The organism is Microcoleus sp. B13-B6 (assembly GCF_036705405.1).
Lineage (GTDB): Bacteria > Cyanobacteriota > Cyanobacteriia > Cyanobacteriales > Microcoleaceae > Microcoleus.
In genome coordinates this window covers 81,208-103,038 of the sequence record NZ_JAUBUJ010000014.1, presented here as the reverse complement: position 1 = coordinate 103,038, position 21,831 = coordinate 81,208, and the positions used below count along the sequence as shown (strand labels likewise).

28 protein-coding genes are annotated in these 21,831 nt (G+C 45.1%); 7 read left to right on the top strand and 21 right to left on the bottom strand.

Annotated elements, in window-relative coordinates:
• Window positions 1-12: 12 nt before the first annotated feature.
• Window positions 13-615, top strand: coding sequence for a prepilin-type N-terminal cleavage/methylation domain-containing protein (locus QUB35_RS08985; protein ID WP_333141314.1), 603 nt, complete (start codon window positions 13-15; stop codon window positions 613-615).
• 127 nt (window positions 616-742) lie between these two features.
• Here QUB35_RS08985 and QUB35_RS08980 read toward each other — a convergent pair whose 3' ends face one another.
• From QUB35_RS08980 to ispE, 6 genes are all read right to left on the bottom strand, one after another.
• The gene (locus QUB35_RS08980) at window positions 743-1,489 is read right to left on the bottom strand and encodes a hypothetical protein (protein WP_333141312.1); all 747 of its coding nucleotides are present in this window, start codon (window positions 1,487-1,489) and stop codon (window positions 743-745) included.
• A gap of 105 nt (window positions 1,490-1,594) precedes the next feature.
• Entirely contained in the window at window positions 1,595-2,275 is a 681-nt protein-coding gene (locus tag QUB35_RS08975) for a dual OB domain-containing protein (RefSeq protein WP_333141310.1), read from the bottom strand.
• Window positions 2,276-2,382: 107 nt separating this feature from the next.
• Complete coding sequence (locus tag QUB35_RS08970; protein WP_333141308.1) at window positions 2,383-2,835, bottom strand: DUF488 domain-containing protein; 453 nt, start codon at window positions 2,833-2,835, stop codon at window positions 2,383-2,385.
• The gene (locus QUB35_RS08965) at window positions 2,813-3,439 is read right to left on the bottom strand and encodes a DUF488 domain-containing protein (RefSeq protein WP_333108399.1); all 627 of its coding nucleotides are present in this window, start codon (window positions 3,437-3,439) and stop codon (window positions 2,813-2,815) included. Before QUB35_RS08965 ends, QUB35_RS08970 begins: the two co-directional genes overlap by 23 nt.
• Before the next feature lie 75 nt (window positions 3,440-3,514).
• Complete coding sequence (locus tag QUB35_RS08960; RefSeq protein ID WP_333141306.1) at window positions 3,515-3,868, bottom strand: DUF3082 domain-containing protein; 354 nt, start codon at window positions 3,866-3,868, stop codon at window positions 3,515-3,517.
• 183 nt (window positions 3,869-4,051) lie between these two features.
• Window positions 4,052-5,029, bottom strand: coding sequence for a 4-(cytidine 5'-diphospho)-2-C-methyl-D-erythritol kinase (gene ispE, locus QUB35_RS08955; RefSeq protein ID WP_333141304.1), 978 nt, complete (start codon window positions 5,027-5,029; stop codon window positions 4,052-4,054).
• Window positions 5,030-5,119: 90 nt separating this feature from the next.
• On the opposite strand from ispE, the gene QUB35_RS08950 reads away from it, so the two are divergent.
• A complete protein-coding gene (locus tag QUB35_RS08950; protein ID WP_333141302.1) occupies window positions 5,120-6,646 on the top strand; it encodes an ATP-binding protein in 1,527 nt (508 codons plus the stop codon).
• Between the two features lie 124 nt (window positions 6,647-6,770).
• Here QUB35_RS08950 and rsmA read toward each other — a convergent pair whose 3' ends face one another.
• Entirely contained in the window at window positions 6,771-7,592 is an 822-nt protein-coding gene (rsmA, locus tag QUB35_RS08945) for a 16S rRNA (adenine(1518)-N(6)/adenine(1519)-N(6))-dimethyltransferase RsmA (protein ID WP_333141300.1), read from the bottom strand.
• Between the two features lie 277 nt (window positions 7,593-7,869).
• On the opposite strand from rsmA, the gene galK reads away from it, so the two are divergent.
• Window positions 7,870-8,949: a galactokinase gene (gene galK / locus QUB35_RS08940; protein ID WP_333141298.1), complete on the top strand. Its 1,080-nt coding sequence runs from the start codon at window positions 7,870-7,872 to the stop codon at window positions 8,947-8,949.
• Here galK and QUB35_RS08935 read toward each other — a convergent pair.
• From QUB35_RS08935 to QUB35_RS08925, 3 genes are all read right to left on the bottom strand, one after another.
• The gene (locus tag QUB35_RS08935) at window positions 8,939-9,313 is read right to left on the bottom strand and encodes a signal peptidase I (RefSeq protein ID WP_333141296.1); all 375 of its coding nucleotides are present in this window, start codon (window positions 9,311-9,313) and stop codon (window positions 8,939-8,941) included. The genes galK and QUB35_RS08935 overlap by 11 nt on opposite strands.
• A 476-nt stretch (window positions 9,314-9,789) precedes the next feature.
• A complete protein-coding gene (locus tag QUB35_RS08930; protein WP_333141294.1) occupies window positions 9,790-10,482 on the bottom strand; it encodes an SRPBCC family protein in 693 nt (230 codons plus the stop codon).
• Between the two features lie 18 nt (window positions 10,483-10,500).
• Window positions 10,501-11,664 (bottom strand): baeRF3 domain-containing protein, encoded by a 1,164-nt coding sequence (locus QUB35_RS08925; protein ID WP_333141292.1) that lies wholly within the window; start codon window positions 11,662-11,664, stop codon window positions 10,501-10,503.
• A 254-nt stretch (window positions 11,665-11,918) separates the two neighbouring features.
• On the opposite strand from QUB35_RS08925, the gene QUB35_RS08920 reads away from it, so the two are divergent.
• Window positions 11,919-12,596 carry a DUF2834 domain-containing protein gene (locus QUB35_RS08920; RefSeq protein WP_333141290.1) on the top strand — a complete coding sequence of 226 codons (678 nt, stop codon included), beginning with the start codon at window positions 11,919-11,921 and terminating at the stop codon, window positions 12,594-12,596.
• A 203-nt stretch (window positions 12,597-12,799) separates the two neighbouring features.
• On the opposite strand, the gene QUB35_RS08915 is transcribed toward QUB35_RS08920, so the two are convergent.
• From QUB35_RS08915 to QUB35_RS08865, 11 genes are all read right to left on the bottom strand, one after another.
• Window positions 12,800-13,150 (bottom strand): DUF5615 family PIN-like protein, encoded by a 351-nt coding sequence (locus QUB35_RS08915; RefSeq protein ID WP_333141288.1) that lies wholly within the window; start codon window positions 13,148-13,150, stop codon window positions 12,800-12,802.
• Entirely contained in the window at window positions 13,147-13,476 is a 330-nt protein-coding gene (locus tag QUB35_RS08910; protein WP_333141286.1) for a DUF433 domain-containing protein, read from the bottom strand. Before QUB35_RS08910 ends, QUB35_RS08915 begins: the two co-directional genes overlap by 4 nt.
• A 14-nt stretch (window positions 13,477-13,490) precedes the next feature.
• Window positions 13,491-13,907: a hypothetical protein gene (locus tag QUB35_RS08905; RefSeq protein WP_333141284.1), complete on the bottom strand. Its 417-nt coding sequence runs from the start codon at window positions 13,905-13,907 to the stop codon at window positions 13,491-13,493.
• Between the two features lie 64 nt (window positions 13,908-13,971).
• Window positions 13,972-14,187, bottom strand: a complete 216-nt coding sequence (locus tag QUB35_RS08900) for a hypothetical protein (RefSeq protein ID WP_333141282.1) — start codon at window positions 14,185-14,187, stop codon at window positions 13,972-13,974.
• Window positions 14,188-14,367: 180 nt separating this feature from the next.
• Window positions 14,368-15,114, bottom strand: coding sequence for a uracil-DNA glycosylase family protein (locus QUB35_RS08895; RefSeq protein ID WP_332997913.1), 747 nt, complete (start codon window positions 15,112-15,114; stop codon window positions 14,368-14,370).
• 185 nt (window positions 15,115-15,299) lie between these two features.
• Window positions 15,300-15,536 carry a DUF433 domain-containing protein gene (locus QUB35_RS08890; RefSeq protein ID WP_333141280.1) on the bottom strand — a complete coding sequence of 79 codons (237 nt, stop codon included), beginning with the start codon at window positions 15,534-15,536 and terminating at the stop codon, window positions 15,300-15,302.
• Window positions 15,537-15,659: 123 nt separating this feature from the next.
• Window positions 15,660-15,899 carry a DUF4926 domain-containing protein gene (locus tag QUB35_RS08885; protein ID WP_333141278.1) on the bottom strand — a complete coding sequence of 80 codons (240 nt, stop codon included), beginning with the start codon at window positions 15,897-15,899 and terminating at the stop codon, window positions 15,660-15,662.
• A 10-nt stretch (window positions 15,900-15,909) separates the two neighbouring features.
• Complete coding sequence (locus QUB35_RS08880) at window positions 15,910-16,245, bottom strand: DUF6883 domain-containing protein (RefSeq protein WP_333141276.1); 336 nt, start codon at window positions 16,243-16,245, stop codon at window positions 15,910-15,912.
• Window positions 16,246-16,309: 64 nt separating this feature from the next.
• Window positions 16,310-16,543 (bottom strand): hypothetical protein, encoded by a 234-nt coding sequence (locus QUB35_RS08875; RefSeq protein WP_333141274.1) that lies wholly within the window; start codon window positions 16,541-16,543, stop codon window positions 16,310-16,312.
• 79 nt (window positions 16,544-16,622) lie between these two features.
• A complete protein-coding gene (locus QUB35_RS08870) occupies window positions 16,623-17,600 on the bottom strand; it encodes a heme o synthase (RefSeq protein ID WP_333141272.1) in 978 nt (325 codons plus the stop codon).
• A gap of 298 nt (window positions 17,601-17,898) precedes the next feature.
• Complete coding sequence (locus QUB35_RS08865) at window positions 17,899-18,813, bottom strand: heme A synthase (RefSeq protein ID WP_333141270.1); 915 nt, start codon at window positions 18,811-18,813, stop codon at window positions 17,899-17,901.
• Window positions 18,814-19,341: 528 nt separating this feature from the next.
• Between QUB35_RS08865 and QUB35_RS08860 the strand changes: the two genes are divergently transcribed.
• The 3 genes from QUB35_RS08860 to QUB35_RS08850 all read left to right on the top strand — a co-directional run bounded on the left by QUB35_RS08860 (window position 19,342) and on the right by QUB35_RS08850 (window position 21,661).
• A complete protein-coding gene (locus tag QUB35_RS08860) occupies window positions 19,342-19,623 on the top strand; it encodes a hypothetical protein (RefSeq protein WP_333141268.1) in 282 nt (93 codons plus the stop codon).
• 222 nt (window positions 19,624-19,845) lie between these two features.
• Entirely contained in the window at window positions 19,846-20,013 is a 168-nt protein-coding gene (locus tag QUB35_RS08855) for a hypothetical protein (protein WP_333141266.1), read from the top strand.
• 220 nt (window positions 20,014-20,233) lie between these two features.
• Window positions 20,234-21,661: an ABC transporter substrate-binding protein gene (locus tag QUB35_RS08850; RefSeq protein WP_333141264.1), complete on the top strand. Its 1,428-nt coding sequence runs from the start codon at window positions 20,234-20,236 to the stop codon at window positions 21,659-21,661.
• The last annotated feature ends 170 nt before the right edge of the window (window positions 21,662-21,831 follow it).

The following is a 21,831-nucleotide window of genomic DNA, read 5'->3' as shown; positions in this document are numbered from 1 at the left end:
TAGGAGGTATTAATGTCTGTATTTACTCAAAAATTGTTGCTATATGTCTGTCACCATAAACGCTATTTACGAGTACAAAAAAGTCATAATGCCTCCCACGGCTTTACTTTGATTGAATTGTTGGTTGTGATATTTATCATTGGGATATTATCAGCTATTGCTTTACCTACTTTCTTCAGATTAATCAGCAAAGCTAAAGAAAGTGAAGCTACACAATATATTAGTTATCTGAACAAACATCAAACTGCACAATATTTAGAAGGATCGGGATTTACGAACTCTTTCGGGACGATCTCATTTCCACAGCCGGAAACACCGAGTTCGGCGGCTGGTATTTTGAAATCTGTTGGCTTTTCCGTGGCAGAAACAAACAATTATTTATACGGGATAAAACTTGCCATTTATAATAACAATCCGCTGGCTGTTCAAGTAGCTTTGTCTAAACAATTAGGCGTTCAATCTTATTTCGGAATTGTGTATATCAAAGACAACAGCATTACCTGCGGGCCAGTTGCATTACCTATCAGCTTGTCTTCTCCCGTGTTTCAACAGTTAGGAATATTAAACAATTTGATCTCGAATCCAGGGAATTATTGCTCTCAGTTGTTTTCATGAAAAGATTGATAAGTAAGCCCACAGAAAAAACAGCATACACAGAGCCCCGACTTTTTAAAGAAGTCGGGGATCTAAAAGAAGAGCATTTTACGTTGAATAGTGACAAGATGATTCAGTAACTAAAGCATCAATATTTCTTTCTCATCTTTCTGTTAGAAGCTCTTTTAGGCAATTGCTTAATTTGACGATCGCCTACTGGAAGTTTGACTTCTATGCAGTCTTCTTCCGGTTCTCCGACTTGGGAATCGACAATTTCCTCTTCATCATTAATGCCACTGATTTCAGCCTCTTCAACTTCCTCAAATTCCGACGACTGCGGTTGATGTTCTATTAGCTGGACTGCTAATTGTTTTATGTTCTGACTAATTTCAGTTTCTCGGCTTTCATTCTCTGTTTCCGGGGTCGATAAATCTGCCTCTGACGCTGAACAGTCATCTACTTCTTGACTAACTTCACTTTCTATGATTTGATTATCTACGATCTCCATTGGTAGCGGCTGCTGTGAGGCTAACAACTCTTCAACTCGCTCTGCAAGTATTCTTAGCTGTTCGTTGAGAACCCGAATTTCTCGGTTTTGCTGCTGAATCATTTCTTCGGCATCAGCAAGAGTTCGATTTCTCTCTAATATCACCTCATTTTTAGTTTCTAATTCCAAAGCGCTCATAGCCGCTTTAATTACATTATAAAAATGCGGCTTAGATACATCAACTTGTTTAGCATTATGGCGACTTTTTCCCAAAAGTCCAATCTTTTGTCCTTGCTTAACAGCCAAAACAAAACCTTGATGATTTTTTATTTTTAATTCTTTGACAAAATCTACTTGAACTAAACTGCAAATATATTTGTGACAGTCAAAATAAAATTCTGCTTTCATTAAAAAGCACCCCTTCCTGCTACAGTCCCGCAGAATTATAGCACGAACAGAGTTTTTGCGGTAAATAAAAAGAAATAAATAATCGATCGCCCATTTTGATCAAAACTAAATTTCATCCTCAACAACATCTTCCGGCAACTCTACCACACCCGCAATCAACTTCCAACAAGGGTCATCTCCCTCCCAATCATCGGGCCGCCAAGGCATACTCAAACTCACTGTTACCAAACAAGCTTTTTGCGGTCGATACCCCAATTCTAACTTTCTAATAAACACTGGATCGGTAATTGTTGCAGTCAATCTTTGACCCTGCTGCGTGACAAGAGATCCTTCCCATTTATTACCACCTTCAAATCTTTGACTTAGCTTTTTTACCGTAAATCTTACTGCTTTGACTAATTGCAAAGTTAAGCGATCGCACATTGGCAAAGACTGCATATATGCCACCGTAACATATCGCAAATCGTTGTGCAAAATATATTCTTGACTCTGGCAATATTTCAGCAAATATGCTGGCGGAACTTTCCCTACTTGCCGCCATTTTCCCGGTAAAACAGAAAGATTTTCACACTCAAAGCCAAAGTCCGGCCCCGTCTTTGCCAGAGGAATTTCTAGAACATCTAACAACGCGGGTTCAAGTCTATTTATCTGCCGCATTTCTTTAGGAATTTGGCCATCTGGTAAGTCGGAAACCGGACGCACCCACTTACCTTGAAGTTCATTAATTCCGGCGATGCACCTGTCGCCGCGTTTCCAGGAATTAGCGAGACAAATTATCCGAGTCATTCGATTTTAGATTTTAGATTTTAGATTTTAGATTAGTGGTAGGGTGCGTCAGACGAAGTTCTAGGGCGATGATTGAAAATCTCCGATCTGACGCACCTTACTAAATATTAAAGATGATTAATTGTAACATTTTTCCACTTCTTGCTGAGATATTCAGCAACTAAGCGGCGGTGACAATTATGAGGTTTTGGTTCGCTACAAAGCAGACACCCGCAGTCTAAAATATCCGATGAAACCTTGTGTTCAATTTGTCTATCGCCCATTAAGCCCAAAAACTTCTGTTCATAAACCTCCCAATCTCCCTTTTTCTTTTTATAATCATCCAAAATATCTTGAGTCGGCGCTAAATCCAGAATGTGAACATACTCAATATTACCAATGGTTCGCAGAAAATATTCTAAATCTTTTCGCTTAGCAAAACCAGCCAACTGCGATACATTATTCAGCCGCGTATCTATCACCCTGCGGACTCCCGCTTTCATCAAAGTATCAAAAAACTGCTCGGCGCTTTTTTGAGTAAAACCAATTGTAAATAAATTAATGGCTTTCTTTTGTGACATAAGCGATTTCCAATCCGTGACGATAATAAGCTGTTTCTAAATCTACTATTTCCTGTTTAACTTGAGGCTCTAATTCAAACAAGCTTAGCTGAATTGGCTCATTATTTTTTTTGCCTTTGTTAAACTTGCTCAAAAGTCTTTCTTCTAAATGCTGGTGCGATTCTAAATTGCCATCGGAAAGAATGTGATGAATTTGTAAATTAAATTCTCTGAGTTTCTGGCAAACTAAAATAGTCCGATGACAAGTAATCGGGTCTTTTTCCGCACACATTAAACAGATTTTATAATTTGCTGCGCCTTGGATCAAGCGCTGAATTCCTTCGGAAAATAGAGGAGTTGCTGCTATGCGATCGTATAAAGCTTTACCGCTAGTATCGTAACAGCTTAAATCCTCTGGTCTCGCGCCCAACTCTTTGCCTAAAAAAACATATTGAATGCCGACACTTGACAGAGAAGCTTTAATTTCGGATTTATTAAAATGAGGTAAATAGCGGCTAAAAGGATGCGACCGCACGTCCGCAACCGCCGTAATTCCGTGTTGTTGCAGCAGCAAAACAAACGCTTCAATACTCAGATTGGAGTGTCCGATCGTAAATAATTCCATTGCTTCGATCTTACTATTCAGTCTTTGCCTTGCGGAGGAGAATTTGTGTATCCCGATGGTTTCAACCTGTAGACTTCAACCTGTGGGTTTTTTCACCAACTTTTGAATCAAAAGTTGCACAGCCAGCAGCATCAAACCCAAAGATGCAAAAGCAAAAACACCCGCACCCAAAGCCACAATCCCCATGACTAAAGTTCGCACAGCCGCGCCAATGTTAATCGCAGTCACATTGTCAGAATGAATGGGGGAATTTGCAAAAGTTTGGACTATAGACAAAGTTAGCGCGTACAAAGCCGCCGCAAAGCCACCCGCGATCAGCGAACCCATCACGCACCGCAAAATCGTCGGCGGCGTGGAAGATGCAGAGGTTGCATCTCCAGCCGAACTCAGAGGTTTAGAAGTAGAATTTGGATTAGTTAAATCAGTCATGGCGATTTTAGATTTTAGATTTTAGATTTTAGATTTCTGGTTAATTCACCAAAACTAAAATCCCTGTTGCATGACATATTATCAGTTCTTCGATCTCAATAGACTCTGCGAAAAGTTAGATTAATCTTGACCCTCGCCTGTTAGACAGGTTTAACGGGCGATCGCGATCGCACCCTCTTCGAGTTACACCCTCGAAATCGGCGGTTTCGTCTCGTTTCCCTCCGAAAAAATCTGAATTCCAGTATTGCTAAACTGTGCTACCCAAAAATCCAAATCTGGAGAAGCGATCGCACTTTTAACCCGTTCCATAACTTGCTGAGCCTGCTCTGAAGACTCGGCCAGCGCAAACACCGTTGGCCCGGAACCCGACATCATCGTTCCCAAAGCCCCCGCCGACTCAAAAGCCTGCCGCAACTGCAACACCTGCGGGTACACAGGCAAAGCAACTTTTTCTAAATCGTTGTGCAGCAATTGACCAATTTTCGATCGATCTTTTTGGGCGATCGCCCCCACCATCGGGCCCGAATGCAGCCGTTGCCGGCGACACACCAAATCTTCCGCTGCACAATAGGAACTACTGAACTGCTGGCGATAAGTTTGATACGACCATGCAGTAGAAATACTGAGATTGCGGTACTTGGCCAACACCACAGAAAAGCCCCCCAAATCAGGCAGCGGCGACAGTTTATCTCCGCGACCAGTTGCCAAAGCCGTACCTCCAGCAATGCAAAAAGGCACATCCGAACCCAAAGTTCCCCCCAACTCTTGCAACTCCGACTGAGTAAGTCCCAATTGCCACAGCAAATCCATCCCGACTAAAACCGCGGCCGCATTGGCCGAACCGCCGGCAAGCCCCGCCGCCACTGGAATCTGCTTGTGAATGGCAATCTCGACTCCGCCGTATTTCGCCAAAGCATCGGGGAATTGCTTCGCCAACAAATCCGCCGCCCGGTAGGCCAGGTTATTCTTGTCAGGAGGGACTTGCGGGTGATCGCAGCGCACGCGAATCGTGTCCGTACCGATCGCGCGTAAGTCAATTCGATCGGCTAAATCTATACTTTGAAGTACCATCGCCAGTTCGTGATATCCGTCGGGGCGATCGCCTATGATTTCCAGATACAGATTGATTTTTGCGGAAGCTAGCAGAGAATATGAACGCATAGGTGATTAAGCCGCAGGTGAAAGAAACCCCTGGTTGCAATTAATTGGCACCAGTCCGAGTCCATTTTCTCACAACTCAAAGGAAATATTATGCAGGAAATGTGGAAAACTTTTTTTAGTTCCGGGCCATTTATTCCTCACGGCCACTGCTATCTCTGGCATACCCCGTTAGTCTGGCTTCACCTTGCCTCAGATTCTATAATTGCACTCGCGTATTTTTCCATCCCGATTACATTGGTTTATTTTATTTCCAAACGCGAAGATTTGCCATTTAATTGGATCTTTGCCCTGTTTGGAACCTTTATCGTCGCCTGTGGCATCACTCACATATTTGAACTCTGGACACTTTGGCATCCTACCTATTGGCTTTCAGGAACAATGAAAGCAATTACTGCCCTTATTTCCTTTGCTACAGCCATACTTTTGGTAGACTTAATGCCTCAAGCCCTAGCACTTCCCAGTCCCGCACAGTTAGAATCCGCCAACCGACTCCTAGAAGCTGAAATTGTCGATCGCCAATTAGCAGAAGCTGCACTAAAAAAAGCCAAAGAAGAATTAGAAATTAGAGTTGAGGAACGCACCGCAGAGTTAAAGTCTCAAACTCAACAGTTAGAATTGACCAACCGACTCCTAGCATCGGAAATTGTCGAGCGGCAATTAGCAGAAGCTGCACTAAAAAAATCTAAAGAAGAATTAGAAATTAGAGTTGAGGAACGCACCGCAGAGTTAAAGTCTCAAACTCAACAGCTCGAACAAGCCTTGTCTGAATTGCAGCAGGCTCAATCAAAGCTAATTCAAAGCGAAAAAATGTCATCTTTGGGGCAATTAGTCGCTGGGGTTGCTCATGAAATCAACAATCCGATTAACTTTATTTACGCGAATGTTACTCACGCTCGCGAGTATGCCGATAGTTTGCTAGAATTGGTGAATATCTATCAAGAGCAGTATCCGAATCCCTTACCCACACTTAGAGAAAAACTCCAGTCTGTAGATTTAGATTTTATTATCTATGACCTACCAAAAATATTAATTTCTATGAAAAACGGGGCAGAGCGCATTCTCGGTATTGTCAAGTCGCTGCGAATTTTTTCGCGCCATGACGAAGCAGAAATGAAATTAGCCGACGTTCACGAAGGAATTGACAGCACACTGATGATTTTGCAAAGCAGATTGAATGCTAAGCCCGGTTTGGCGAAAATTCAAGTTATCAAAGAATATGGCAATTTACCCCAAATAGAGTGCTATCCGGGACAGCTAAATCAAGTGTTTATGAATATCCTGGCTAATGCTATTGATGCTTTAGAAGAAGACAGTCACAGCGAGGGGATTGCAGCCAATGAAGCTGATCGTCGCCTCATCAAAATTTCTACCAAAGTTTTAGAGAGTCAAGTGGTAGAAATCCGAATTAGCAACAACGGGCCAGAAATAACAGAATCGGTGAGGAACCAGTTATTTAATCCATTTTTTACCACTAAACCAGTAGGTAAAGGCACGGGATTGGGTTTATCGATTGGCTATCAAATTATCACAGTAAGACATAAAGGCGAATTGCACTGTATTTCTGCACCGGGGCAAGGTGTAGAATTTATTATAAAAATTCCCATGAGGCTGCAATAAACCTTTAAAAATCCCCATAAAACCTAAATTAAACTGTTAGGAGTCACAGCGAAAAGCCCGGATAAAAAAACACCCCGATATCCGAATTATTTAATAATTCTGGTATCTAACACAATCCTGAATTTCACACATCGCACATAATATTATTACTCAAACTTACCCATTGATCCACGCTTAAATCTTCAGCGCGAGATTGAGGATTTATCTGTAACTCTTCTAGCAATTGAACGAGTTTATCTAAATCCACAGCCCCTTTCAAATTATTTCGCAGCATCTTGCGCTTGCTACCAAATCCCAACTTAACTAAATTCTCCAAATAGCGCGGATTAACCGCCACAGTTTCTATCTGTCTGGGAAGCAGCCGCACCACGGCGGAATCGACTTTTGGCGGCGGAAAAAAGTCTTTAGACGGCACATCGCAAATTAACTCGCATTCTGCTAAATACTGCACCCGCACTGATAGCGCGCCAAAAGCTGTCGAACCCGGTTTAGCGTAAAGCCTTTGGGCCACTTCTTTCTGCACTAATAGCACGATCGCATCGAAGGGTTTAGCCGCAGGAACAGATATCGTTCCCAGCAGTTTTTGCAGGATCGGGCCGGTAATATTATAAGGAATGTTGGCAACAACTTTATTGGGATTTTGGAATTTGGGAAAGGCCGTTAGTTCAGCCTCTAAGTCCATTTCCAGGATGTCGCCTTGTAGCAGTAAAAAATTGTCGGTTTTGCCGAGTTGTTTGGCTAGCTTGAGACACAAATCTCGATCGATCTCCACAGCAACAACAGACTCAGCCGCAGGCAGTAAACGCCGAGTCAAAATCCCCGTGCCCGGCCCAATTTCTAGGACGCGATCGCGATCCAAAGAAGCCGCTTTCACAATCTTATCTAAGGCTTTCTCGCTTTTGAGCCAATGTTGAGCAAACTGTTTTCGGGGTCTGGTCGATCGCATTTTTTGAATTTTTGGAGAAATCTTAGCCTGTCATTCTATCACAGCTCAATATCTCTTCCCAACCTACGGTGATGTTTATTTTTGTTAACAGGGGTTGAATTAACCAAAAAACTTGGGCACTATAATAAGGACAAACGATAAAAAATAAATTTATTTCTTCCCAATTACCAACAGGACAACACGTAAGTCACGGAGGCACGGATAGCGGTTTTTTCAAATAACCAATAACAAATAACCAATAACAAATAACCAAGAACCAATTACCACTTCCCCAAAAATGAAATTCCAACGAGTATTTGGTACATTACCCAAAACCACAGCCAGCGCCCCCGGCAGAGTAAACCTGCTGGGCGAACACACAGACTACAACGATGGATTTGTACTTCCAACTGCGATTCCCCAGCGCACCACAGTACAAATCGGCTTCAGCAGTGACGATCGACACCATGTTTATTCAGCAGAATATGACGAACTCATAAATTTTTCAGACGACGATACCATACCGCAAAAATTCGTCAGTTATATCTGTGGCTGCCTGAGACTTGTAGAAAAAGAAGGATACAAAATACCGCCAATAAATCTCTACATTACCTCGACTGTGCCGATCGGAGCCGGTTTGTCCAGCAGCGCCGCTTTAGAAATAGCCACCCTCAGAGGAGTGCGCGCCCTACTGAACCTCCCCCTAGACGACGTGCGCCTAGCTCAAATCGGACAGCAAGTCGAAATCCGATATGCCGGCTTGAACTGTGGCATCATGGATCAAATGGCATCGAGTTTAGCAGACACCAACACCATGCTATTGATCGACACCCGCAGCCTCGAATGCCGCCCGATACCTTTTCCCACAAACACAGAAATTTTAATAATTGACAGTGGCGAAAGCCACGAACTAGCAGCAGGAAGTGGCTACAACCAGCGGCGCGCCGAGTGCGAGGAATCCGCGCGGATATTGGGAGTTAAAGCTCTCAGGGATATCGCCGACCCCCAAGCTGTCGAAGTATTACCGGAACCCCTCAGAAGACGAGCGCGCCACGTGGTTACGGAAAACAACCGCGTACTCGAAGCGGTAAAATCTTTACCAGCCAAACGTTTTGGCGAGTTAATGAATGCTTCCCATGCCAGTCAGCGCGACGACTACGAAGTTTCGGTGCCGGCAGTAGACACGCTGGCGGCAATCTTGCAGTCAATCCCCGGAGTCTTCGGCGCAAGGCTGACGGGCGGAGGTTTTGGCGGTGCTTGCGTAGCCTTGGTGGAGAGTGGGAAAGCGGGTGTTATCGCATCCGAGGCGATCGATCGCTACCAGCGCGCGGGTTATACTGGCCGCGTTTTGGTTCCCGAAGTTAAAGTTAATTCTTAACGCCAGAACTATCTCCAGGTAGAGAAGGCCAGCGCACAGTGACGATCGTCGAATCCTCCTCCGCCGACCAATAATGAGGCACTCCCGGTAGCCAGAGAGCATAATCTCCTTCGCGAGACAGCAAGATTTCTTGCTCTGGAAATTGCAGGCGAAACCGCCCTTTTACCAGGATAGAAAGCGTTGTGGCTTCCGCATTTACCGCCCACTGAGTCCTACAATCTCCGGCGGGGTGAGTGCCCCATTTTACCTCTAAAACAGAAGTCGATCGCGGGTCATCTTCAGGAGTCATAAAGTGACCCGCAAACCAACCGCCCCGACTTGCACCTTCAGCGCCCGCATTTCCGAAAACCACTTGAGATGACATCAATTAATCAGGTAAACAACAAATAGCTTGAGAGCACAAACTCTACGTTTTGTACTCAAGGACATCCCGCTCGATCGCTCGTGTCGTAGGGACACTCCAAGAGTCCAGAGGTGTCAACTTAACGTACAACCGATAGTCCGACAGTCCGACAGGGGTTGAAACCCCTGCCTCAAAGCTAAAGTCGTCTGAAGACGACTAATGAGTTTTTCAGTCCTCTTTGAGAGGACTTTAGCTATGAGACAGGGAATTCATTCCCTGGCTGCCTCAAAGCTAAAGTCGTCTGAAGACGACTAATGAGTTTTTCAGTCCTCTTTGAGAGGACTTTAGCTATGAGACAGGGAATTCATTCCCTGGCGGACTAACGGGTGGGCGGGAGGACTGGTGGACAAAAAGCTTAAGTTGAACACCTATGGGCTTGTCCTAAGTCCCTACACTCGCCCTGTCCCTACAAGGGCTTACCACCAAAAGTGCGATACTTACTTGCGGCCCGAAGTTTGACCTTCCGTAGTCGCTATTTCCCCAGCTTCCATCAACTGCTTAAAGCGACGTAAATCATTGGCAATTTGCTGTTCGGGAGCTTCGCCAAATAGTTTAGCAGCACCAGCACCAATTGCACCGCCCGGAGGGTTGTATTCGATGACAACTTTTACCTCAGTACCGCGTCCCGCTGGTGCCGGTTGAAAGCGCACAAAGCCAGAATTGTCAACATCAGCCCCTTCCACAGACGCCCAAGCAATTAAGCGATTTTCTTCTTCGCGGACAATCTCTGCATCCCATTCCACACTATTGCCCATCGGCGCGCTGGCAATCCAGTGAGAACGTTTTTCATCTATTACCGTAACGTGTTTGAGATGCTTCATAAACCGAGGTAAATTTTCAAAATTGCGCCATAAACGGTACAATTCATCCGCCGGTTTGTCGATCGTCACCGTCTTTTCAACTTTAATGCTTTGATTCGGATCAGCGGCCGACTGCAAACCCTCCACAACCCCCAGCCCGCGAGCCGCTAAACCGCCGCCCGCAACCGCCAGCAAAGCACCTCTCAAAGAACGCTGCGACAAACCAAAAAGCACCAGCGCCCCGCCACCAATTAAAGATGCCCAGCGTTCGGTATCGCCGCTGCTACTTTGGTTTTGTTTGTCGGAATTTGTCATTGAACTCGATTCCATTGCTTTAAACCTGGTAAATTAATAGCGGAAAATAGCAGCTAAAGGCGCCTCGTCCGGCACTTTTTCCGGTGGCACCGCGTAAACAGTTCCGCCATTGAGAATAGTTTGAATTGCTGCCGCATTCAACAAATCTTCGTCGCCCAATTCTGCATCTGGGTGGATTTGCACCGCGTTCGTATCGGGATTAAAAGTACCCCACTGCTGAACGCCAAGAGCAACAAATAGTCGATCGACTCGTCCAAAATAAGCAGCCGAAACAGCTTCTTTCAAATCAGCAGAAATTTTATCGCTTCCTGTCAGATCGTGGTATTGTGCGATCGCCTCTGACTGAGCCTGCAAAAACAAAGGTTCCACCAGCGGCAAAGCTTCGGCCCGCAACTCTTCCGGCTTGAGAAGTTTCTGATTGCCTGTAATTCCTTCTTCAAATAAATGCGGGTAGGTATTGGCTTCTCGGTAAAGCGGGAGCAAATACTCAACTCCAGCTAACACTAAAGGAGCTTTTTTATTGTGCAAATATTTGTGCAGCGCCCCATCAATTATGTGGAAATACTGCAAAATTTCCTGCTGGGGCTCATCTCGATCTGGACTTCCTTGACCGTGAAAACTTCCCGGCTGCTGAAAAGAATTATTAGTGCCTCCTTTTGAAGTAGCAATCCGAAACTGACCATCTTTAGCAGTCGGGTCATATTGCAGAGCCTCCTCAAGGCTTTTCGGCAAGTTTTCAACTTCAACTTCCCTAGCACTGTAAGGCGTACACTCAATCAGCCTCACTTCCTTCTGACTGAGAGCTAAAACATAAAATAAATTATCTCCTGTCAGCATAGGCATCAGCGGTTTGACGTGAAAATTGTCGCTCACAACCACTAATTCCTCAAAATTCACCGGACAGGTATAGTAGCGGAAAAATCCCGAACCGACAAAAATCGCCAGCAGGTTGCTTTGATTTTCCCAAAAGTTTTCCTGGTCAATTTCTGCTCGGACTGGCTCTAGCAATTGGGCAGCTTCTTTTTTGTCAAATCCGTACTCTACAATTTTGTCTTCAGCCTCTCTGATTAAATTTTTGAACCGAATCGGGTTTTGTTGAATTTCTGTTCCTTGAGTCACTGGCATATAAATTGAGACGCACAATCCAGGAGATTGTTGTACCAGTGCTTTGAGTTCCTCTACAGATATTAAGTTCATTGCTGAAACTCCTTTTCTAAGGGGGGTTTTGTAATAAAAACAACCGATTCTTTAAAATGTATCTCTCCTGACATGACCCCTGCGTCTGCCTAAAGTAATGATCGGCTGCTGTAGAGCATTTCATCCCCGAACTAAAACGGGGTTTCCCGCCGCTGTTCCAATCGAACTGCTTATTACCTAAGATAGACGGCGCTAACTCGGCGGCTACTTTACCATAATTTACTTTAGTCGGCTTCCACTACTCGTTATATCTGATGAAAACAAAAATGTTTCTGGGGTTGCTGTGGGCAACATTTATTGCCTACACCTTGCTGCTAGCTCCTCTCGATCAGCCCGGAACGTTAACAGTTATCGAAAAAATGCTCAAGTTGCAGCTAGAAGGAATCAACCCCTACCTTGTCACTATATTCGCTCTCATGGGAGTCTGGCCGATGGTCTACGCTTGCCTCCTATTCATTGATGAGAGAACCCAAAATATATCCGCTGGGCCTGCTTTCCTCGCTTCCAACGGGGCAGGTATCATCGGCTTAATTCCCTACTTACTCCTCCGCCAGCCCCAGCCACAATTTTCCGGCCGCAAAGATATGTTGATCAAAATATCAGACTCCCGCTGGACAGGCATTGTACTTTTACTAACTACTATCTGGCTGTTAGCTTGGGCTTGGTTAAATGGAGATTGGGGAGATTATGTCAAGCAGTGGCAGTCAATTCCTTTTGTGCATTTAATAACTTGGGATTGTTGCTTGATGGCTGTAATATTTCCGTCACTTTTGGGAGACGACATGGCACGCCGCGGACTCTCGGACGATCGCATTTTTTGGGCAGTGTCTCTAGTTCCGCTGTTAGGGCCGCTAGTTTATCTTTGTCTGCGCCCCCCTCTGCCAGAATCTGCAACCGAAATCGGCAGTTTCCCGCTAACAGCCAGAAGTTGAAACATTGAAAAATTTGGTAGTGTTCAAGATGTACTTTATTGACTAGCTCAAATGACCTGCCGGAGTCGTCATCCCAGTTGAGAAATTCCTCGAAGGAAAGGGTTTTTTGGGCGATCGCAACCATTGATATTAACCTTTTGCGTAGGTTGGCTCTCTGTTGTCTGTTTCTAGCTTAACGCTTTCAATATCCATTTTAGTGTGCATCAAAGGGGTAGCTTAGCAATACGATCGACCCATTCCTCTGCACTAGATGCTGCCCAAATCAAGAGTAGTTCTTCGATGACAACTTCCATCGGTATTTTTCGGGAAACAATAATGACTCCAGCACTCTGATTAGTAGTAATGAACTCAGAAAATTCCGATGGCATTGTTTTGCGATCGTGGCTGACAAGAACACGTCTTTGCTGTGCTGCAATTGCCAGCACTTCTAAATCTTTAACGCCTTCTAACCCAGCAGCAAAAGCAGTTTGAAAGTCGATTGTAGATTCTCGTCGCAGTAATCCTGTGACGATCGCCTGATTTAAGTCAGCATCAGCTTGATAGCGCACATTCACGATTGCACCTGCTGTGTTGCTGCTTTAGCTGCAATCAGTTTGTTGTACAAAGCTGGATCGCTGGTTTGTAGAGGTTGAGGCATGGCATCAAATGCAGCTTCTTCGGCGGCTAAGTAAGCGTCGATTTCAGCGCGGTTGGCTAGATAAAAGGCGATTGCCCCATAAACCTGTTCCAGTGTCAGTAGTGGGAAAGACTGAACAATAGTTTCGGGCGATAATCCTTGACAGAAAGCATAGGCGATCGAGTCAAGAGAAATCCGAGTTCCTTCAACCCAATAGGCATCATTCCGATACTCTATGTAAGTTTTAACTGCTACAACTGGCATACATTTTTTTGATTCTAACTACTTATTATCATAGACGGAAGAACCCGCAGGCAGCCCAGGGTTTGCATCAGATCTGTCAGAGGTTGGTTGCGGAAGGTTGCGAGTTGAATTAAGGCTTGAATGCGGGTAACGTTGAGTTGTTCAAGGCGCGAGCTCATTTGGATCAGTTGCTTGTGTTCATCGGGAGTCAGGGTTTCGGCATGACGCTTGGCGATGAGGGCATGGTATTCTTCCCAGGTTTGTGCACTAAAGCCGATGTTAATTTGTTGCAGCAAGTCGGCTTCAGTAGGTTGGGTGGTTGGAAGTCTAGGCTGGAGGCGTTCTTGCAGGGTGTTGAGGATGTAACGATCGGGTTCCACGCCCTGTCGAGATGCTTCAGTACGGATCTGGTGTTCGAGTTCGGGAGAGAGGTTGAGGGTGATGGTGGTCATGGTTATCTTGGCAGCAACATCTATTCATCATTTTAGCGATCGGGCTTTCACCTTATATCGAACTTCATCGCCTGGGACTTCTCGATTTTACTGCCCGCGTCCTGGTTTGCAATCTACGAAACCTAATGCTTCTGTGCCCTTGAAAATTGGCGATCGAAATGGCGATCGGATATTCAATTTTCGCAGCACGCGCAATTAGAGCAGCTTTAATTCGTTCTGGCAAACGTCCCAAAATAACTTCGGCATCAGGAGAAAGTTGTTCTTGAAGTTTAGCTTGCATGACATTCACCTTTGGGTTGGAATTTGATAGATACATTCAAGCCACTACCCAACTCAGATTTAGCGGTCTAACGTTGCCAATCACCCGCCGCAAATTACCTCAGACTGCCACCGACAGGATTTCGACGGTCGGGTGCATTGGCGTTGTTCGAGTGCGCGCATCTCTTGCCGTATTTTGATGCTACCGCAAAAAAGCGCGTAACTTTTCAAGTTCATCACCCTGTAAACACTTAGCAAAAGAACGGTGGGTCCGAGCATTTGGATGGGGGAGAAAAGCAAAAAATCTTTCACGATTCCCTATCTCAACGAACTCGGATATTGAATTTGCTGTAGAGATATTGAATTGGCTTTGAATCACTTGCTTTGCGCGTGCCCCCAGTACCACTATCACTTTTGCTCTTGCTAGTTCTAAAACTCTCAACAAGTAGGCTTCCACACATTGCTCCTGTGATTCTTCTACACCAGTTTCGGCACGAGACTTACAATGCACTATCTCGGTAAGCGCATAATCAATGCCTGGACTAACGTTCCGTTGAAGTAGCTCAATCGCACGTTGTCTAACCGCTGCCCAAAATCGAGTAGAGCGACTATATTTCCCGTCTTTTAGCAAGGATTTTGTACCATCAACGATCCAGTGCTTACGTCCTCCTCCAAAACGGTAATTGAAATAATCGTGTACTTCGCTACATGACCAATCCCAAGTTGGGTAATCTTCATCAGAGCCAATTGATGGATTTGAACTCAGGAAGAGAATGGGTGCTTGCTCTATCTGTCCACTCCAAGGTTCAGGCACTTGAAATTTTTCTAACCCAATTGCATTTTGAGAGTCAACAATTTTACGACATGGATTTTCAACAGAAAGATCTTCTTGACACTCTCGTGCATGGGGACAATGAACAATTTCACTTAGCAGAGTTTTTTCAGACATTCCCGAAATATATCAACTGATTACGAGTTTACGAAAATCTAGCAGTCGAACTTATAATTGTATCGCAGTTGCGGTACAATACCCAATAGAAGAGAAAAATACCGCAGATCGCTGATGTATTTCACCAAAAGTGGCACTAATTCACATAGCAATTGCTGCCGTTCGATGAAAATTCAACCAAATTGTCATGCGGCTAAAACAGGACGATCGAGCTTGCGGACTGCATACAGAAGCGTAGCTTTAATATAGTCAATTTCCAAGTCTGGAAATTCTTCGATAAACTTAAAAATTTGCTCACCCGCAGCCAGCAACTCTAGGATATCGATGACTCGAATCCGCATTCCCCGGATGCAGGGACGATCGCCACATTGTCTTGGGTTCACTGTAATTCGGTCAAACAGATAAGCAACGGATGCTGGCATGGGTTAAAATTATTTAAAACCTTTGTCTCTAGCTTACTTCATTTATCGCCCCAAACTCACACCGCGATATAATTCTGCGATCGCCACTTCCAACTCAATACTCTGTAAAGTATTATTCGTAGGTTAGGCGTAGGCAGGAAGTGGCTCATAAACGAGTTCCATGAGTTTCTCTGAGGGAATGGTTTCCATTGCATAGGTATTACCTTGAGCATCCGCAAAATCTACTAGATAAGCACGATCCTCAAAGCTCATCAGAATAGTGCCAACTTGTCCAGGTCGGAGCAAAATTGGCTGATAGGTTGCTTTATGGATTGCGTGAATTTCTTCAGTCAAGGCAACAACATCATACTCGTGTAACGTCATCACAGTATCCTCACTTATTGACAGGATAGGTATTAGTTAGCCTAGGAAAGTCTTCATCGGTGCGAATCATCCAACATGACAGCACCCAAGAGCTTCCCGTTTCCGTGGTCATGAAAAATTTGATATCATACTGGGTTCCATAGTTGTCTGTTTTGTAAATTTCCGCCTCCTGATTGACCGCAGATTCTAATAGAACAACTTCTAAAATAGCTTTGTTTTCTAGTGTGATTCCCAATCGATTTCTAAATAGGATGGCTTTATCTTTTCCTTTGGGATGCTGCATATTTAGTGAGTATCGCTCAAGCTTGTCACCCAGCAGTGCCTTCTCTCCGTTGGGTAATTTCATCTGTCGAAATGGTCAAGTCACTTGGTGGAAAGTTTTCATTTGCCAGAAACCGCATTAACTTGCCTCAGCAATTTGCCCGTTGTGCCATATATCGATCGAAAGTTGTGTAATCTCCAGCTTTGTAGTCAGCACGGGCAGCTTCAATTTCGGCAATGTCTTCTGGAGAATCGTCCTCATTCGGGAATAATTCAGCTTCCAAAAATTCCCATATCTTGTATCTTTCAGCAATTCCCAGTGACGAAATAGCTTCCAGCAGTGATTGAAATGAGATGTCTACTTTCACAGTATTCTCAGCCATCAGAACTTTCCTCCACTTTAAATTTTATAATATATCCAGAGCCCCGACTTCTTCAAGAAGTCAGGGCTCTAAAAGCAGACTACATCACAACTGCACTAATCAAAGTTTGCACATTTTGTACAAGAGCAGTAGTCAAATTATGAGTCACAGGCAAACTGTCAACCACTATTCCGGCGCACAAGAGCATCAGGTACAGAATAGAGTATTTGAAGAGCGATCGCGCCACAATCTTATCCTCTGGAGTCTGCAAGAGCAACCAAGCTTTTTGGGCAAAAATAGCACCGAGGAAAATAGCTGTTCCCGCATACACCGCGCCCGCTAAATTCAGGGGATAAACTAGCAGGAAAGTTGCAGGAATCATCAATAGCGTGTAAATCCAAATTTGGCGGGCTGTCTCTTCGTCGCCCTCAATTACGGGTAACATCGGGACGCCTACTTCCTTGTATTCGTCGCGAATCATCATTGCTAATGCCCAAAAATGCGGCGGTGTCCACAGGAAGATAATCCCAAACAGCAGCCACGCACCCCAACTCAAATCTCCCGTCACCGCAGCCCACCCAACTAGCGGCGGAATCGCCCCTGCTGCACCGCCAATAACGATGTTTTGCACGCTGTGGCGCTTCAGCCAGTGGGTGTAAATTAGGACATAGAAAAGGATGCCTGACATTGCTAGCAATGCGGCTAATAAGTTGGCAACAACTGTCAGCAATGTAAAGGATATTGTAGCTAGGGCGATCGCAAATATCAAAGCATCCCGCTTCTTGACACGCCCGGAAGGAATCGGCCGCCACCGGGTGCGCTCCATAATATAATCGATGTCACTGTCGTAGACACAATTAATCGTATTCGCCGACGCAGAAGCTAAAGCGCCTCCAGTAATAGTTGACACCAGCAATAGCGGATCGACTTCTCCTTTGGCTGCCATCCACATTCCTGCTGAGGTAGTGATTAGCAGCAGTAAAATAATTCTAGGTTTTGTTAGTTGATAGTAACTTTTCACGACTTGCGAAAAGTTTTCGTGGAGGCGGGGCCTGTCGTTGGTAAGAACTTCTTGCATCGGTTATTAGTTGTTAGTTGTTAGTTGTCAGTCATTGGTTTGTAGGGGCGGGTTTTACGAGAAATATTTACTGTAGCTACAAGGATTAATAAACCCGCCCCCACCGAGGGATAAATCCGGCCCCTCTTACTCAAGAAATAGATAAATCTGCCTTTTAGAGAGTGTCCGGTTGATTGGTGCTTGTATGGGCGGGGCGGGTTTATGAAACTGTTGGCTTTTAGATCGAGAATCATGGTGAACCCGCCCCTACAAGACCTTGCACTATATAATAACGATGCTACCGGACATGATATTACTCTCAAGCTGATAAAACTCGATCGCGCCAAGCTAAAACACTAAAAGCTATCAGGGTTCCCAGCAAAGCAGCACCGACTGCTTGGTGGGCCACTGTCAGCGGTTCTACCTGAAGGTGCAGCCGGAAAGTTGCTAATCCCAGAACTAATTGAGCAATTAGACAAACACTCGCCCAATTAGCCAGTTTTCGCAAATTTGGACTCAGTGCAGGCTGCCGCCAAGCCATCACTGCTACGGCTAAAGTCGCTGCTGTAGCTGGTACGATACCGGCGATGTGGCTGTTCATTACCGAGCACAATTCTGAGGAGTCCAAACATTGGTGCAGAGCCCATCTAGAGCCTACTAATGCTCCTAACAAACTTTGCAGGTAAACTAACAATGCTGCGATCGAACTTACCCAAGCTAATTTGCCGACATTTCCTGTAGCTTCGTAGGGAGTCAGCATGAAACCGATGACTAGCAGGGCGCCAAAAAATAGTAAAGCTGTTCCCAAGTGAGCGGTAACGATGTCAAATCTCAGCAGTTGTGTTACTGTCAAGCCGCCCAATACGCCCTGAAAAACGATTAAAAATACTGCTCCGGCGCTCGCCCAAGGCAGCCATTTTGGCAGGCGGCTGCGGTAAAACAAAGATAGTCCTAAAAGTGCGATCGCGCTTAAGCCAATTGCCGCAGCGTCCAACCGGTGAAACCATTCCAGAAATACCTGCAAATTCATTTGCGCTGCAGGTATTAATTGACCGTAGCACAGCGGCCAGTCGGGGCAAGCGAGCCCCGCATTCATCACTCGCGTGGCGCTGCCTACAGCCATTAACAGCCAGGTTGCGATCGCAATTTTCCACACTAGGCTGCGGATAATATCTTTTGGCTGCCACTGCACTCCTGCTGCTGCGTTTGGCTGATTTAAAACTGAGTTTGCCATGAACTTTACCTTAGCCTTTGGTATCGATCGAACTTAATTAAATATCGAGGTTTTGCTTTGGCTGAGCTTAGCCTAGCTTAACACTCTTTTTCTCTGACCAACCGTCATTTTTACTACCTTAGCGACACTTTTATCCAATTAGTTTGTCTTTATATTTTTTTCAACTTTCTTCTTTATATTACAAAAGATGTCCTTTATTTTGTCAAACTTAAAAAAACTTTAATCTTTCCCCGCTCCTGGATAATTAAAAACTCCCCCACTGTCTAGGTTGGGCGAAAAAATAAAGATATAATTAAGAAAAAGAATTTATTAAAAAATTGTGATATGAACCGCTCAAAAATGTTTACAAAAAGCTAAACAACATAAAAAAACCTATAAAGTAGGATTCGCAACAAACTAAATGTAGCTGATTGTTCTACCTTAGTAGGAAGTATGACCGCAAATAAAAGGGCAGTCAACAAGTTAAGCAAGCTATAAGCCAGCCACTCTTTACTCCAGGCGTCATAACCGCGAGCAAGCAGCTCAAGGATGGAAAAAGAAACAGGGAAAATACCGGGTTCGCTGGTGGCCCTAGTTGGCTGCATAGCTCGCAGCAATCAGCTTGTGGTACGGTCAAAACAACCACCTGATGCCACAGCAAGCCTCAGAATAAGCACCGATGGTAGAGGCTTTTTTAACGTAATGATCGCAATCGCCACAGCCCTATTTATGGCGTTGCATAATAGCGGGATGATTTTGATTGTTTTGTGGGATGGGATCTCTTCGCCCGAAGGCGTGTATTTTCACACCAGGCGGGACGCTAACCCTTAACTCCCCACAAGAATCATCCTCAAATTGTACAACACCGCGATCGCACCCCCGCCGATCGCAGGGCTGTTTCATTCTCTTGTAGGGGCTGCCCCCCGTGGCTGCCGCCCGTGGCTGCCCCCATGTCTCAAACGCCTGTGAAGTTGTCTGTGGGGGGGTAGGCATTCTTGGCACTACAAGAGTCAAAAACGCGATTTTCGTGAGAATGAAACCGCCCTGCCCCCGATGGCAGACTCAGGAGACACGGTAGCTGAAACAGCACCAGAAATCACACCAGAAATGCCTCCCACCCCCAGCAGCGCCAAATACGGCGAAGAAGCGAAACCCTCAGAGACGGGACAATCCGCAGGTATCACAGTCAACGTCACTGGCTCAAAGCTGCTACGCAGTTAGATTTGTAGAAGATCAAGTTGAAATAAATTACCAAGCGCTAAAATATATGTATATGTCAGCCAAAAATCATCTATCTCCAGTAGCACAATTAGAATAATTGCTACATAAATTATTAAAAGAAGGAAAACTTGTTATTAAATGCGTTACATCCCGTACATTGCTCGTGACCGAACTTCCTAAGTCGTTGAATCTAAAACCTAAAATCTAAAATTCTGCCGCCATGTCCCAAAAAAATGAAACCGTTGTTCTGGTATTATCGCTCCTAATTACGATCGGGCTAGCCGGTGCAGGTATTTGGTGGCTGACAAGCCGAGGCGGCATCAATCTCGGAGGTTTATCACCCCAAAATCAGACATTTCCCAAGTCTCCGACGGGGAATTCCCCGCAATCAGAGCAGGCAATTGGGCAGCGTCTGAGTGCCGGACAAAAAGTGTTAATTCCAGAGCAAGCCACAACAACCAAACAAGCAGCAGTACAGGCGATCGCATCTGGCAACTATAACGCAGCTCTTTCCGACTTACAAGCTTCGCTGAAAACCAATCGCAACGATCCCGAAGCACTAATTTACCTCAACAACGCCCGCATCGGATCTCAAAAATCCTACACAATTGCCGCCGCAGTTCCCATTGGCGCCGATATCAATGGTGCTCAAGAAATTCTGCGGGGCGTCGCTCAAGCTCAAAATGAAATCAACCAAAGCGGCGGCATTAGCGGTACTCCATTAAAAGTGCTAATTGCTAACGACGACAACAACCCAGAAATTGCCTCGCAAATTGCCAGCGCGATCGCAAATAACTCTGAAGTTTTAGGAGTGATCGGGCATTTTAGTTCTGACGCAACGCTAGCAGCCAGCCAGATTTACCAGCAAAAACAATTAGTAGCAATTTCTCCCACAAGTACGTCGGTGCAGCTTTCAGGAGTTGGCAACAATATATTTCGGACAGTGCCGAGCGATCGGTTTGCGGCTAATGCTATTTCCCGCTATATGCTGACAAAATTGCAAAAGAAAAAAGCTGCTGTATTTTTCAATTCTGCTAGCAATTATAGCAAATCTTTAAAAAGTGAATTCACTACTGCTCTTTACGGAGATGGCGGACAAGTAGTATCGGAATTTGACTTGGCTAAGGGCAATTTTAATGCGGCCGAGAGCTTTAAAAGCGCGATCGCCCAGGGAGCAGAAGTGATTGTGTTAGCAGCCAATACCGCCACGCTCGACCAAGCTTTGCAAGTAGTGCAAGTAAACGCCAAACGCCTGCCGTTACTCGCAGGAGACGACGTTTATACTGCTAAAATCCTGCAAATCGGTGGCGCGGGAGCAACAGATATGGTGCTGGCGATTCCTTGGCATATTCTCGCAGATCCGCAGTCAAACTTTCCCCAAACATCCAAACAACTGTGGAATGCTGAAGTAAGTTGGCGCACAGCTTTAGCCTACGACGCGGCGATCGCGTTAATTGTTGGTTTAGGGCGCAATCCGACTCGTACAGGCATTCAACAAACTTTATCGGCGTCAGATTTTTCCGCAAATGGAGCATCGGGCCCGATTCGGTTTTTACCTTCGGGCGATCGCAATCGAGCAGTTCAATTAGTAACTGTTAAACCCGGAAATCGCACCAGTTACGGTTACGAGTTTGTGCCGATTAATTAAAAAACAAGTTCTGGTCATTTGTCTATGTATAGCCGAAGGAAGAAGGAAAAAGGAAGAAGGAAGAAGGAAGAAGGAAGAAGCAATAAAATCAATCGTGTCAGCCATTAAAAACGTCCTAACCGTCTTGGCGGTTGCTATAAAATCTACCATTGTTCCTGGGCGGGGGCGGC

What these genes read in the sequence shown, in the direction of transcription:
- QUB35_RS08985 (WP_333141314.1), top strand. Translation starts at nt 13, where the DNA reads ATGTCTGTATTTACTCAAAAATTGTTGCTATATGTCTGTCACCATAAA.
- QUB35_RS08980 (WP_333141312.1), bottom strand. Translation starts at nt 1,489, where the DNA reads ATGAAAGCAGAATTTTATTTTGACTGTCACAAATATATTTGCAGTTTA.
- QUB35_RS08975 (WP_333141310.1), bottom strand. Translation starts at nt 2,275, where the DNA reads ATGACTCGGATAATTTGTCTCGCTAATTCCTGGAAACGCGGCGACAGG.
- QUB35_RS08970 (WP_333141308.1), bottom strand. Translation starts at nt 2,835, where the DNA reads ATGTCACAAAAGAAAGCCATTAATTTATTTACAATTGGTTTTACTCAA.
- QUB35_RS08965 (WP_333108399.1), bottom strand. Translation starts at nt 3,439, where the DNA reads ATGGAATTATTTACGATCGGACACTCCAATCTGAGTATTGAAGCGTTT.
- QUB35_RS08960 (WP_333141306.1), bottom strand. Translation starts at nt 3,868, where the DNA reads ATGACTGATTTAACTAATCCAAATTCTACTTCTAAACCTCTGAGTTCG.
- ispE (WP_333141304.1), bottom strand. Translation starts at nt 5,029, where the DNA reads ATGCGTTCATATTCTCTGCTAGCTTCCGCAAAAATCAATCTGTATCTG.
- QUB35_RS08950 (WP_333141302.1), top strand. Translation starts at nt 5,120, where the DNA reads ATGCAGGAAATGTGGAAAACTTTTTTTAGTTCCGGGCCATTTATTCCT.
- rsmA (WP_333141300.1), bottom strand. Translation starts at nt 7,592, where the DNA reads ATGCGATCGACCAGACCCCGAAAACAGTTTGCTCAACATTGGCTCAAA.
- galK (WP_333141298.1), top strand. Translation starts at nt 7,870, where the DNA reads ATGAAATTCCAACGAGTATTTGGTACATTACCCAAAACCACAGCCAGC.
- QUB35_RS08935 (WP_333141296.1), bottom strand. Translation starts at nt 9,313, where the DNA reads ATGTCATCTCAAGTGGTTTTCGGAAATGCGGGCGCTGAAGGTGCAAGT.
- QUB35_RS08930 (WP_333141294.1), bottom strand. Translation starts at nt 10,482, where the DNA reads ATGGAATCGAGTTCAATGACAAATTCCGACAAACAAAACCAAAGTAGC.
- QUB35_RS08925 (WP_333141292.1), bottom strand. Translation starts at nt 11,664, where the DNA reads ATGAACTTAATATCTGTAGAGGAACTCAAAGCACTGGTACAACAATCT.
- QUB35_RS08920 (WP_333141290.1), top strand. Translation starts at nt 11,919, where the DNA reads ATGAAAACAAAAATGTTTCTGGGGTTGCTGTGGGCAACATTTATTGCC.
- QUB35_RS08910 (WP_333141286.1), bottom strand. Translation starts at nt 13,476, where the DNA reads ATGCCAGTTGTAGCAGTTAAAACTTACATAGAGTATCGGAATGATGCC.
- QUB35_RS08905 (WP_333141284.1), bottom strand. Translation starts at nt 13,907, where the DNA reads ATGACCACCATCACCCTCAACCTCTCTCCCGAACTCGAACACCAGATC.
- QUB35_RS08900 (WP_333141282.1), bottom strand. Translation starts at nt 14,187, where the DNA reads ATGCAAGCTAAACTTCAAGAACAACTTTCTCCTGATGCCGAAGTTATT.
- QUB35_RS08895 (WP_332997913.1), bottom strand. Translation starts at nt 15,114, where the DNA reads ATGTCTGAAAAAACTCTGCTAAGTGAAATTGTTCATTGTCCCCATGCA.
- QUB35_RS08890 (WP_333141280.1), bottom strand. Translation starts at nt 15,536, where the DNA reads ATGCCAGCATCCGTTGCTTATCTGTTTGACCGAATTACAGTGAACCCA.
- QUB35_RS08885 (WP_333141278.1), bottom strand. Translation starts at nt 15,899, where the DNA reads ATGACGTTACACGAGTATGATGTTGTTGCCTTGACTGAAGAAATTCAC.
- QUB35_RS08880 (WP_333141276.1), bottom strand. Translation starts at nt 16,245, where the DNA reads ATGAAATTACCCAACGGAGAGAAGGCACTGCTGGGTGACAAGCTTGAG.
- QUB35_RS08875 (WP_333141274.1), bottom strand. Translation starts at nt 16,543, where the DNA reads ATGGCTGAGAATACTGTGAAAGTAGACATCTCATTTCAATCACTGCTG.
- QUB35_RS08870 (WP_333141272.1), bottom strand. Translation starts at nt 17,600, where the DNA reads ATGCAAGAAGTTCTTACCAACGACAGGCCCCGCCTCCACGAAAACTTT.
- QUB35_RS08865 (WP_333141270.1), bottom strand. Translation starts at nt 18,813, where the DNA reads ATGGCAAACTCAGTTTTAAATCAGCCAAACGCAGCAGCAGGAGTGCAG.
- QUB35_RS08860 (WP_333141268.1), top strand. Translation starts at nt 19,342, where the DNA reads ATGGAAAAAGAAACAGGGAAAATACCGGGTTCGCTGGTGGCCCTAGTT.
- QUB35_RS08855 (WP_333141266.1), top strand. Translation starts at nt 19,846, where the DNA reads ATGGCAGACTCAGGAGACACGGTAGCTGAAACAGCACCAGAAATCACA.
- QUB35_RS08850 (WP_333141264.1), top strand. Translation starts at nt 20,234, where the DNA reads ATGTCCCAAAAAAATGAAACCGTTGTTCTGGTATTATCGCTCCTAATT.